This is a genomic window from Amycolatopsis sp. NPDC104819, assembly GCF_055583145.1.
Map to the genome: position 1 here is coordinate 501,811 of NZ_JBVJON010000004.1, position 12,448 is coordinate 514,258.

General features: G+C 72.9%; 6 protein-coding genes. All 6 read left to right on the forward strand.

The genetic code is table 11. From position 1 onward, the window contains the following. The first annotated feature begins 156 nt into the window (after positions 1-156). From ACZ63E_RS15250 to ACZ63E_RS15275, 6 genes are read left to right on the forward strand one after another with little or no spacing between them, the layout of a single operon-like run. The gene (locus ACZ63E_RS15250; protein WP_465336519.1) at positions 157-5,970 is read left to right on the forward strand and encodes an SDR family NAD(P)-dependent oxidoreductase; all 5,814 of its coding nucleotides are present in this window, start codon (positions 157-159) and stop codon (positions 5,968-5,970) included. Further along, positions 5,964-9,776: a beta-ketoacyl synthase N-terminal-like domain-containing protein gene (locus ACZ63E_RS15255; protein ID WP_465336520.1), complete on the forward strand. Its 3,813-nt coding sequence runs from the start codon at positions 5,964-5,966 to the stop codon at positions 9,774-9,776. Before ACZ63E_RS15250 ends, ACZ63E_RS15255 begins: the two co-directional genes overlap by 7 nt. Next, positions 9,773-10,063, forward strand: a complete 291-nt coding sequence (locus ACZ63E_RS15260; protein WP_465336522.1) for a phosphopantetheine-binding protein — start codon at positions 9,773-9,775, stop codon at positions 10,061-10,063. The genes ACZ63E_RS15255 and ACZ63E_RS15260 overlap by 4 nt, the downstream gene beginning before the upstream one ends. Next, a complete protein-coding gene (locus ACZ63E_RS15265; protein WP_465336523.1) occupies positions 10,051-10,827 on the forward strand; it encodes an alpha/beta fold hydrolase in 777 nt (258 codons plus the stop codon). The genes ACZ63E_RS15260 and ACZ63E_RS15265 overlap by 13 nt, the downstream gene beginning before the upstream one ends. Beyond that, positions 10,824-11,930, forward strand: coding sequence for a glycosyltransferase (locus ACZ63E_RS15270; protein WP_465336524.1), 1,107 nt, complete (start codon positions 10,824-10,826; stop codon positions 11,928-11,930). The genes ACZ63E_RS15265 and ACZ63E_RS15270 overlap by 4 nt, the downstream gene beginning before the upstream one ends. 14 nt (positions 11,931-11,944) lie before the next feature. Further along, on the forward strand, positions 11,945-12,448 hold the full coding sequence (locus ACZ63E_RS15275) for a GNAT family N-acetyltransferase (RefSeq protein ID WP_465336525.1): 504 nt from the start codon (positions 11,945-11,947) through the stop codon (positions 12,446-12,448).

Genomic DNA, 12,448 nt, shown 5'->3' on the forward strand with positions numbered 1-12,448 from the left:
ACGTGGGTGATAAAAGTGCTGGTCAGGGTCATGATCACGCGGTGTTCAACACTTTCGGAGCCTAGCACGAGTATTGCGTTTTCCGGGCCTGGTGCGTTATTCCTGGAACCAGTCCCGGTGAAGATCACCCCCGTCCCGCGCACAGGAGGTCAGCCGATGGCCGAGCTCGTCCCGCCGTCGCACGCTCGACGGCTGCGGTGCCTGGGCTTCGGCGACCCCGGCGAGGTGGCCGCGGTCGCGCGCGGCGGTGGCCTCGGTGTGCTCGACGGCGCCGACCCGGCCGACCTGCGGCTGGTCGCGGCCCGGGTCCGGGTGCCCTACGGCGTGCGCACCGACGGCCCGCTGCCCGCGGGCGCGGCCTTCGCTGTCCGGACGAAGGCGCCGTGGACGGGCGCGCTAGCCGAGGTTGCGGACGTCACCACCGCGGCCGAGGCGGTCAGCGGCGGCGCGCTCGGGCTGGTCGCACGTGGTGGTGAGCTGAGCGACTTCGTTCTGCTGCAACAACTCCTGAACAGCTTCGACGTCCCGGTGTGGGGCACGGTGGCCGGTCCGCGCACGGCGGTGGGTGCGCTCGCCGGTGGCGCGGCGGGAGTGGTCACACCGTCCGCGGTGGACACCGAGGTGCGCCGGATCGTCGGCGCCGAGGTGCCCGCGGCCGCGCTGGGTACCCGGTTGTGCCGGACGCTGGGCAGTGCGCTGCCGGTCGTCCAGGGCCCGATGACGCGGGTGAGCGACCAGCCGGGCTTCGCTGCCGCGGTCGCCGAAGCGGGCGGGTTCCCGTTTGTCGCCGTGGCCACCGCGAACGGCGCGCGTACCACCGAGCTGCTCCGCCGCACCGCCGAGCGCCTCGGCGACCGGCCGTGGGGCGCGGGCATCCTCGGGTTCGTGCCCGACGACCTGCGAGCCGAACAGCTCGCCGCGATCCGGGCCGCGCGGCCGCGGTGCGTGCTGATCGCGGGCGGGAAACCGGGACAGGCCAAGGCTTTGGAGGCCGAGGGCATCGCGACGTTCCTGCACGTGCCGTCGCCGATCCTGCTCGGGCAGTACCTCGACGCCGGGGTCCGCCGGTTCGTCTTCGAGGGCGCCGAGTGCGGTGGGCACGTCGGTCCGCGGTCGAGTTTTGAGCTGTGGGAAGAGCAGCTGGCGGTTCTCGGCGCGGCCAAGGACGTCGAGGTGCTTTTCGCGGGCGGGATCCACGACGCTCGTTCGGCCGCGATGGTCACCGCGATGGCGGCGCCGCTCGACGGTGTCGGCATTCTCATGGGCACCGCGTACCTGTTCACCGAAGAAGCCGTGACGCACGGCGCGATCACCGGCCTGTTTCAGGAACGCGCGTTCGCCGCCCAAGCCACGGTCACGCTCGAAACCGCGCCGGGGCACCGTACACGCTGTCTGCCGAGTCCGTACACGACGGAGTTCGAGCAGGTCAAGGCGAGCCTGCGGGACGTTCCCGCGCAGGAGGCGTGGCAACGGCTGGAGGAGCTGAACACCGGACGGCTGCGCGTCGCGAGCAAGGGTGTCCGGCGTGACGGCGAGCGGCTCGACGAGGCGACCCAGCTCGCCGAGGGGATGTACATGGCGGGCGAGGTCGCCGTGCTGCGGGACAGCCGGACGACGATCGCCGAGCTGCACGCCGATGTCACCTCGGGAAAAACGTTTGCCCGTGGGGATGTCTTGGCTTCGGAAGAGTCCACAAGGGACATCGCGGTCATCGGCATGGCCTGCGCGTTCCCCGGTGCGCCGGATCTCGAGGCGTTCTGGTCGAACGTCCTGCGCGGGGTGGACGCCGTCACCGAGGTTCCGCGTGACCGCTGGGACCCGGACGTCTACTTCGGACAGTCGGCGTCGAAGTGGGGCGGGTTCCTGCCCGCGCTGGACGTCGACCCGCTGGACTACGGCATCCCGCCGGCCGCGATGGGCAGTATCGACCCGGCTCAGCTGGTGTCGCTGGAGACCGCGCGCCGGGCGTTGGCCGACGCCGGGTACGCCGAGCGAGAGTTCGACCGCGAGAACACGAGTGTTGTGTTCGGCGCGGAAGCGGGCGGCGACCTGGCCAACGCGGGCACCCTGCGGTCATTGCTCGGTGGTTATCTCGACGAGGTGCCGCCCGAACTGCTCGCCCAGCTGCCGGAACCGACCGAGGACACGTTCCCCGGCACGCTGGCGAACGTCATCTCCGGCCGGATCGCGAACCGGCTCGACCTCGGCGGCGCGAACTACACGGTGGACGCGGCGTGCGGGTCGTCGCTGGCCGCGCTCGACCTCGCGGCGAAGGAGCTGCGCGCGGGGACGAGCTCGCTGGTGCTGTGCGGCGCGGTCGACCTGCACAACGGCATCCACGACTACTTGATGTTCACGTCGGCGGGCGCGCTGTCCCCGACCGGCCGCTGCCGCCCGTTCGACGCGGCGGCCGACGGCATCGCGCTCGGCGAGGGCGTGGCGTGCCTGGTGCTGAAGCGCCTGTCCGACGCCGAACGCGACGGCGACCGGATCTACGCGGTGGTCAAGGGAGTGGGCGCGGCCAGCGACGGCAAGGCACTAGGCCTGACGGCGCCCCGCCCGGAGGGCCAGCACCGCGCGTTGGAGCGGGCGTACCGCGACGCGGGCGTTTCCCCGGCGGAGGTCGGCCTGGTCGAGGCGCACGGCACCGGCACGGTGGTCGGCGACGCGACGGAGCTGCGCACACTGACCGGCTTTTTCGCCGAGGCCGGTGCGTCGCCGGGCTCGTGCGTGCTCGGTTCGGTGAAGAGCCAGATCGGCCACACGAAGTGCGCGGCCGGCCTGGCGGGGCTGATCAAGGCGGCGCTGGCCCTGTGGCACGAGGTGGTACCGCCGACGCTGCACCTGACCCAGCCGAACGCGGCGTGGGACGTGGCCACGAGCCCCTTCACGTTCACGACGGCCGCCCGCCCATGGGCAAACCCATCGCGGCTGGCGGGGGTGAGCGCCTTCGGCTTCGGCGGCACGAACTTCCACGCGGTGCTGGCAGCAGGCCCGGTGGCCCCGGACCGGCGGCATGGTCTGCGGGATTGGAATCCGGAGGCGGAGAAGATCCTGGCAGGCATCGGTCGCGGCGCAGGCGGGCGGTCGGGTTCGACTGCTCCGGACCGACAGCCAGGCGTGAGCGGGCCGTTCGAGCGGCCGACGACCGCCATCGACCACGCCACCGGCGGACCCGGCAAGATCGCCTTCCTCTTCTCCGGCCAAGGCAGCCAGCACCCAGGTATGCTCGCCGAGCTGTTTGTGCACTTCCCCGAGCTCGCCGATCTCCTTCAGCTCGCCCCCGACGTCGCCGCCACCGCGTTCCCTCCCGCCGCCTTCGACACACAAACACGGGAGGCGCAAGAACGCGCCCTCACCGACACCCAAGTCGCGCAGCCTGCGCTCGGGCTCGTCGAGACCGCCGTGGCAAGGCTGCTCGACCAGGTCGGCGTCCGCCCCGACTTCCTTGCCGGGCACAGCTACGGCGAACTCGTCGCCCTCGCCGTCGCCGGAGCCTTCGACACCGATACCCTCCTGCAGCTCAGCCGGGCCCGGGCGAAGGCCATCGCCGACGCTGCCGAGCCCGGCACGATGGCCGCCGTCAAAGCGTCGCGGGACGCTCTCACTCCTACCCTCGTCGGGCCCGATGTTGTTGTTGCCAACCACAACGGGCCCGAACAGGTTGTCCTTTCCGGACCGGTTCCGGCGATCGAACGCGCGATCCGGCGGTTGCGGGAGACCGGCATCGCGGCCAAGCGGATCCCCGTCGCCTGCGCGTTCCACAGTCCGCTCGTCGCCGCCGCGAGCGCGGTCTTCGCGGACGAACTCCGCACACAGTCCATTGTGGAACCGAAGCTTCCGGTGTGGGCGAACCGGACCGCGAAGCCGTACCAGAAGGACGTCCGAAGTGAACTGGCCGCGCAGATCAGCGCACCGGTCAAGTTCCTCGACCAGATCGAAGCCATGTACGCGGCCGGCGCGCGGACGTTTGTCGAGGTCGGCCCCGGGCGGGTGCTTTCCCGGCTCGTCGCGGACATCCTCGGCGACCGCCCGCACACCGTGGTCGCCTGCGGACCCGATCTCAATGCCTTCCTGACCGCGCTTTCCCGTCTTGCACAAGCCGGTGTGGACGTTCGCACCGAGCGGCTGACCCGGCCGAAGCCGCCCGTGAAAGCCGCCTGGGACGTTGACGGGCGGTCCGTGCGCGCGCCCGGTGCCGCGGCGCCCGCCCTGCCCCCGGCCCGACGAATCCGGAGTACCGCCATGACCCAGCCCGCCCCCGGCCGCGACCAGGCGGTCGTCGACTTCCTGCGCACCACCCGCGAGCTCGTCGCCGCCCAGCGTGAGGTGATGCTCGGGTACCTCGGCAGCGCGCCCGCGCCGGTCGTGGTCGCGGCGCCCGAACCCGAACCCGAGCCGGTGGTCGAGGCGGCTCCGGCCGACGTCCTCACCACCGTCATCGGCGTGATCAGCGAGCGCACCGGCTACCCGGCCGACATGATCGCCGGCGACCTCGACCTCGAAGCCGACCTCTCCATCGACTCCATCAAACGCACCGAGATCGCCGGCACGCTCCTGAGCCGCCTCGGTCTGCCCGCCGACGACCGCACCGACCAGCTCAGCCGCGACCGCACGGCCGACGCGCTCACCGCGCACCTCGAGAGCTGGCTGACTCCCACACCCCGGGCCGTCGCCCCGACGCGCTACCGGCTCGAACGCGTCCCGGTGCCGCTCGCCCCGGATCCCGCGAGACTGCGCGGGAAGACCGTCGCGGTGCTGGGCGACGACGAGTCCGTGCGTGCGGCCTTCACCGGCGCGGGCGCGGAGATCGTCGCCGAAGCCGCGGACGTCACCGTCGTCCTGGCCGCCGGCCGCAGTGTCCCGGACGTGTTCCTGCTGCTCAAGGCGCTGAGCGGTACTGTCCTGGTGGCGGCCGAGCCGCGCACTCCCGGCCTGCGTGGCCTGGTCCGCGCGGCGGCGCTCGAACGCGACGGGGTCACCCGGCTCGTCGAGATGACGCAGGACGTCGCGAAGGTGCTGGTCGACGAAGCCCTCAGCGACGGCCCGTCCGTCGTCGGGCACGACGAGACCGGCCGGTTCACCGTCGAACCGCGGCCCGCGGACCTCGGCTCCCTCGCCTACTCCGGCGCCGGGCCGGGCGGGGGTGAGCTGGCCGCGCTGGGCCTCGGCCGCGACTCGGTCGTGCTGCTGGTCGGCGGGGCCCGCGGCATCACCGCCCGCGCGGCCGTCGCGTTCGCCGCCTCCGGGTGCCGGCTCGAGCTCGCCGGGCGCACCCCGTGGCCGGGTGAGCCGGACGACCTGCCCGAAGACCCCACGGCCATGCGCGCCGTGCTCGCCGGGCGCGGCGGCTCGGTCGCCGACATCGAACGGCGGGTGCGGACTGTCCTGGCCCAGCGGGAGATCGGCCGCACGCTCGACCAGATCCGGTCCGCGGGTGGTGACCCGGCCTACCGGACGCTCGACGTGCGTGACCCCGACGCCGTACACCACCTGGTCAAGGACCTGGCCGGCCGCGTCGACGGGGTGGTCTTCGCCGCCGGGGTGATCGACGACAAGCTGATGGCCGACAAGGACGAGCAGTCGTTCCGAACCGTCTTCGAGACCAAAGTGGACGGCGCTCAGGCGCTGCTCGCCTCGCTGGCGGAGTCCGGGATCGAACCCCGGTTCGTCACGTTCTTCGGCAGCATCGCCGCGGTGCTCGGCAACCGCGGCCAGACCGACTACGCCGCCGCGAACGACGCGCTCGAGGCGCTGGGCGCAAGCTGGCCCGGGCGGGCTGTGACCGTCCACTGGGGACCGTGGGCGCCCGCGGACGACCACGGCGGCATGGTGTCGCCGGAGCTCGCCCGCGAGTACGAGCGCCGGGACGTCAGCCTGCTCGACGCCGACGAGGGTGTCGCGGCGCTGCTGCGCGAGCTTGCCTACGGCACGGACCGCGCGGTGCTGTACACGGCGTCGTTGTGGTGAGCCACGAGCCGGTCGCGGTGGTCGGCCTGGGGGTGTTCCTGCCCGGGGCATCCACAGTGGACCAGTACTGGCACAACCTCGTCGAAGGCGCCGACGCGATCACCGAGATCCCGCCGCAGCGCCGGGATCCGGCGTTCCACGGCCACGACGGCACCGCGCCGGACCGCACGCACGGCCGCCGCGGCGGGTTCGCCCCGGACACCCTCGAGTTCGACCCGGTCGCGCACGGTGTGCCGCCGACTTCCCTCGACGGCACCGAGCCCGACCAGCTGACGGCGCTCGCCGTCGCCGTGGCCGCGGTCGACGACGCCGGTGGTCTCGGCCGGCTCGGCGACCCCGAACGGATCGGCGTCGTGCTCGGCCGGGGCGGTTACCTCTCGCCCGGGCTGCAGGGCTTCGACCAGCGCGTACGCACCGTCCGGCAGGTCACCCGAACAGTCGGTGAGCTGATGCCTTCGGCGGGGCCCGAGGTGCTGGACCGGCTGCGGACGGCGTTGCTCGAACCGCTCGGCGAGTTCCGGCCGGAGACGGCCGCCGGGCTCGTGCCGAACCTCGCCGCGGCCCGGGTCGCGAACCGGCTCGACCTCGGCGGCCCGGCGTACACAGTGGACGCCGCGTGCGCGTCTTCGCTGGTCGCGGTCGACCAGGCGATCGGAGAACTGACGCGGCGACGCTGCGACGTCGTCTTGGCGGGCGGGGTGCACCAGACCCAGGACGACACACTCTGGTCGCTGTTCACGCAGCTCGGCGCGCTGTCGGTGAGCCAGCGGATCAGCCCGCTGTCCCGCGCCGCGGACGGCATGCTCATCGGCGAGGGCACCGCGGTGGTCGTGCTCAAACGGCTGGCCGACGCCCGGCACGACGGCGACCGCGTGTACGCCGTGGTCCGCGGCAGCGGCACGTCGAGCGACGGGCGGGGCGCGAGCCTGCTCAGCCCGTCCGTCGCCGGCCAGACCCTGGCGCTGCGCCGGGCCTGGGCCGGGCTCGACCCGGCGGAGATCGGCCTGCTGGAGGCCCACGGCACCGCCACCCCGGCCGGGGACGCCGCCGAGCTGACCACCATCGCCGACGTGTTCGGCCAGGCCGGCGGGACCCGGTCGGTGATCGGCTCGGTCAAGTCGATGATCGGGCACACCCTGCCGACGGCCGGCGTCGCCGGGCTGGTCAAGGTCGCGCTCGCGCTGCACCACGGCGTGCTGCCGCCGACGCTCAACTGCGCCGACCCGAACCCGCTGCTGGACAAGACCCGGTTCCGGGTGCTGGCCGAGGCGGAGGACTGGGGGGCGCTGCCGCGCGTGGCCGCGGTCAACGCGTTCGGCTTCGGCGGGGTGAACGCGCACGTCGTGCTGGAAGCCGGGGATCCGGCGCCGAAGCGGCGGATGCGGGTCGACGAGCCGGAACGCGTGCTGCGGCTGGCCGCGGACTCGCCGTCGGAGCTGCTGGACCGGCTCGACCGACGAGGGGAGCCCGGTACCGGCCGGTGCCGGATCGGGATCGTCGGCGTCGACGAACGCAAGCTCGCCACCGCTCGCCGGGTGCTCACCAAGGTGGCGGCCGACGGCCGGTCGTGGCACGGCGGCGGTGACGTCTGGTGCTCGGTCGACCCGCTGCTGCCCGGCGGGAAGACCGCGTTTGTCCACCCGGGACTGGAGGACGGCGCCGAACCACGGCTCGCCGACGTGGCCCGGCACTTCGGCTTCGACCGTCCACAGTGGTCCACCAAGACCGTGCTCGACCGCGCGGCGAGCGTGACCGCGGCCGGGCTGGTCCTCGACCAGGCGCTGCGGCGGCTGGCGATCCGGCCGGACGCGCTCGCCGGGCACAGCGTCGGCGAGTGGACGGCGATGCAGGCCGCCGGGATGTACCGGGCGGCGCCGGCGCGGTTCGAGTTCGAGCTGCCCGAGGCCGACTACCTGGTGCTGGGCTGTCCGGCCGCGCGCGTGGCCGGGATGCTCCCGGACGAGCTGGTGATCTCCCACGAGAACGCGGCCAGCCAGACGATCGTGTGCGGCCCGCCGGACGCGGTCGCGGACTTCGCCGTGACCTGCCGCGGCCAGGGGATCGTGGCCCGGACCCTGCCGTTCCGGTCCGGCTTCCACACCCCGCTGATGCGCCCGCACCTCGCGCCGTTCGCCCGGCTCGTCGAGGAGCTCGACCTGCGCGCCCCCACGCTGCCGGTGTGGTCGGCGACGACCGCGCGGCCCTATCCCGCCGAGCCGGCCGCGGTGCGCGAGCTGTACCTGGACCACCTCGTGCGGCAGGTCCGGTTCCGGGCGCTGACCGAGGCGATGCACCACGCCGGGTTCCGGGTGTTCGTGCAGGTCGGCGCCGGTCAGGTCGGCTCCTATCTGACCGACACGCTCGGCGAGCGGCGGCACCTGGTGGTCGCCGCGGCGTCCGGGACGCGGTCCGGGCTCGCCCAGCTGCGGCGCGTCGCGACGGCATTGTGGACCGAGGGTGGCAGCCCGGACTTCGCCGCCCTGGAGCCGCGGCGGATCCGGCTCAACACCGGGAACTCCCTGCTGTCACTGGGAGAATCGGCACGCAGCCTCCTGGACGTCGAGCCGGTGTTGCCCGCCGGGGTGCCGGACACGATCGTCGCCGAGTTCACCGCCTTGCTGACCGAGACCCGTCAAACCGCGGCGGACGTCGTCGCGGCGGCGGCCCGGCAGCGGGTTCAGTCCACTGTAGACGTCTCGCTGGACGTGATGCCGTACCTGCGTGACCACCGGTTCTTCCGGCAGCGCGCGGACTGGCCCGACGAGTCGGACTTCCGGCCGGTGGTGCCCGCGACCACGCTGGTGGACCTCGCCTGCCGGACCGTCGAACGCACCTGGCCGGGCACCACGGCGGTCGCGGTGCGGGACGCGGTGTTCTCCCGCTGGCTGATCGCTTCGCCCGCCCAGCGCGTGCCGCTGTCGCTGAGCCGGGACGGCGAGCACGTCACCGTCGAGATCGGACCGTACGCGCTGATGAACGTCGAGCTGGGGACGGCTGCCCCACCGCCGTCCCGGACCCGGCCGCCGGGGCCGGAGACCGCGCCGCCGCTGAGCGCGGCCGAGATCTACGCGCGGCGTGAGATGTTCCACGGCCCGGCGTACCGGGGACTGTCCCGGTTGGACGGTCTCGGCGAGCACCACATCCGCGGTGAGCTGGTGGTGCCGTCCGCGCCCGGCGGGCTGCTCGACAACGTCGGCCAGCTGCTCGGCTGCTGGCTGATGGCCACCCGGTCGGACAACCTGCTCGCGTTCCCGCGCTCGATCGGCCGGCTCACCTGGCACGGCCCGGAACCCGCGCCCGGCACGCGGCTCGAGTGCCTGGTGCGGGTCCGGTTGCCGCGGCCGGACGTCCTGGAGATGGACGCCGAACTGGTGCGGGACGGCCGGGTGCTCGCGACCATCGAGGGCTGGCGCGACGTCCGGTTCCCGTGTGACCGCGCGGCTCATCGCGTGTACGCGTTCCCCGACCGATACCTGCTCGCGGAGCCCGACGGCGACGGCGTGCGGGTCACCGACCGCTGGCCGACCGTCGCCGCACGCGACATCTACGCCGGTGTCTACCTCGCCGCCGAGGAACGCGCGGAGTTCGCCGCGCTCGAACCACGGCGTCAGCGGGGCTGGCTGCTGGAGCGCATCGCTGCCAAGGACGCCGTCCGCGCCCGGCTCGCCGAACCGGTCTACCCGGCGGAAATCCGCGTGCACGACGACGGCCGGATCTCCGGCCGCGGCCGGGAGCTGCCGGGCTTCGCCGTCACGGTCGAACTGGACGGCGACACCGCCATCGCACAACTCAGGAGCGAGCCATGACCATCGACCACGCGTCCGCGACGTTCGACGTCGTCGCCGAGCTGCTCAGCGAGCTCGTCGGCGACGCCGAGGTGCTCGGCATCAAGATCACGCCCGCCACGACGTTCCACGAGGACCTGCAGCTGGAGAGCATCGACCTGGTGACCTTCGCGAGCATCCTCGCCGAGCACTTCGGCGCGGACGTCAACCTCGCCGAACACCTGGCGGAGAAGGACCTCGACGACGTCATCGGGCTGACCGTCGGCGACATCGCCCGGTTCGTGGGGGAGCGCACGTGCCCACGATGACCGTGAACGGGCTGCGCACCAATGTGCAGCTCGTCGCCGCCGGCGGCACCGAGACCGTGGTGTTCCTGCACGGCATGGGCACCGACAGCCTGGCGAGCTTCTACCTCACGCTGGCGCCGCCGGTCGCGGCCGCCGGCGTCAACGTCATCAGCTACGACCTGCGCGGGCACGGCAAGACCGAGCGGCCGGTGCGGGGCTACCTGCTGAGCGACTTCGTCGCCGACCTCGACGACCTGCTGGCGCAGCTCGGGGTCGACCGGCCGGTGCACCTGGTGGGCAACAGCTTCGGCGGCACGCTCGCCTACAGCTACGCCGTGGCCCAGCCGTCACGCGTGCGCAGCATCGTGTGCATCGAGTCCGAACCCGCGACCGAGGTGTGGGCCGGGAAGATGAGCGAGATCCTCGCGCACACCATGCGGTTCCTGCAGGTGGAGGAGAGCTTCGACTGGATCGAGGCGAACTTCAGCGCCCACCACCGCCGGCTCGCGCGGATGGCGGCCGAGCGGATCACGGCGACGAAGATGGCCGAGGAGGTGCCGCTCGGACCGTTGCTCACGGGGGAGCAGGTGGCGGGGATCGGCTGCCCGGTGCTGTCCATCCTGGGCAGTCACGGGTACCAGGCCGACGACCTCGAGGCGTTGACGTCGCTGCTGCCCCGCGGCGAGCTGCACGTGTTCGAGGGGCAGGGGCACTCGGTGCTGGTGGAGCAGCACCGGGAGGTGCGTGAGCTGGTGCTGCGCTGGATCGAGCGGCACGCGGCGTGAGGGTGCTGCTGGTCGTGCCGCCGCTGGCCGGGCACGTCGCGCCGTTGCGCGGGGTGGCGGCCGCGCTGGTGGCGCGGGGTCATTCCGTGGCCTGGTGCGGGTCTGAGCCGGAAGTGTCCACTTTAGTCGCCGGACGGGTGTTCCCGGCGGGGGACTCCGCGCCGTTCTCGGTGGCGCTGCGGCCGCCGGAGCTGCGCGGGTTCGCGGCGTTGAAGTACCTGTGGGAGTCCTATCTGGTCCCGCTCGCGGACGCGATGGTGCCGGGCGTGGCTTCGGCCGTTTCGGCGTTCCGGCCGGACGTCGTGGTGGCCGACCAGCAGGCGATGGCGGGCGCGCTGGTGGCGACCCGGTGCGGGCTGCCGTGGGCGACGTCGGCGTCGACGTCCACCGAGCTGGCCGACCCGCTGGGCTCGCTGCCGAAGATCGCGTCCTGGGTCGGCGACCTGCAGGCCGGACTGCGGGCCCGGCACGGCGTCCTGCTCGGCGACCTGCGGTTCTCACCGCACCTGGTGCTGGCGTTCACCACGCAGGCGCTGGCGGGGAGCTCCCGGCTGGCGGTGCCGGTGTCCTACGTCGGCCCGGCGCTGCCCGCGGCGTCCGGCGACTGGTCCGGTTCGGACGGTCGGCCGCTGGTCGTGGTGACGCTCGGGACGTCGAACGCCACGGCGGGATCGCGGTTCCTGGCCGAGAGTGTCGACGCGCTGGCGGGCATGCCCGGTGTCCAGGGGCTGGTGGTGGATCCGTCCGGCGGCCTGGTCAGCGAGAACGTGCTGCTGGCCCGGCACGTCCCGCAGGTGGCGGTGTTCGCGCACGCGTCGGTGGTCGTGTGCCACGGCGGGCACAACACGGTGTGCGAAGCGTTGTCGGCCGGGGTGCCGCTGGTGGTCGCCCCGATCCGGGACGACCAGTCGATGCTGGCCCAGCAGGTGGTGACGGCTTCGGCGGGGGTGCGGGTCCGGTTCGACCGGGCGAAGTCGGTGGACATCCGCAGGGCGATCGAGTCGGCTGGCCGGTACCGCCCGGGCGCGGCGAAGATCCGTGCGTCGTTCGAAGCGGCGGGTGGGGTGGAAGAGGCGGTTACACGCCTGGAGTCGCTGGCTTGAGGCAGAGTGGAGTCATGTCCGCGTACCCGACGATGACGTGCCACCTCGAAACCGAGCGGCTGATCTTGCGGCCTTGGGCCGCATCGGATGCCGGCGACCTGCGCGCCCTGCACGCCGAGCGCGGCAAGGGCACCCCGACGGTCGAGCACATCCGGGAGCTGATCACGAAACAGCTCGCCGCGACGGCGGAGACCGGGATCGCCTTACTGCCCGTGGAACGCCGTGCGGAAAGCGACTTCATCGGCTACTGCGGGCTGATCATCGGCCGCGCGAGCATCGAAGAGCCCGAGATCGCCTACGAGCTGTTCCATCGTGCGCACGGACGTGGGTACGCCACGGAGGCCGCCGCCGCGGTGGTCGAGGCTGCGAAGGCGACCGAGCGGAACCGGCTCTGGGCGACCGTGGGCGTGGGGAACGCGCCGTCGTTCCGAGTCCTCGAGAAGCTCGGTTTCGAACGTGATCATGTGTCCACAGAGGACAACGGCGAAGTGGTGTGGCTGACGCGCTTGCTCCGGTGA

What these genes read in the sequence shown, in the direction of transcription:
- ACZ63E_RS15250 (WP_465336519.1), top strand. Translation starts at nt 157, where the DNA reads ATGGCCGAGCTCGTCCCGCCGTCGCACGCTCGACGGCTGCGGTGCCTG.
- ACZ63E_RS15260 (WP_465336522.1), top strand. Translation starts at nt 9,773, where the DNA reads ATGACCATCGACCACGCGTCCGCGACGTTCGACGTCGTCGCCGAGCTG.
- ACZ63E_RS15275 (WP_465336525.1), top strand. Translation starts at nt 11,945, where the DNA reads ATGTCCGCGTACCCGACGATGACGTGCCACCTCGAAACCGAGCGGCTG.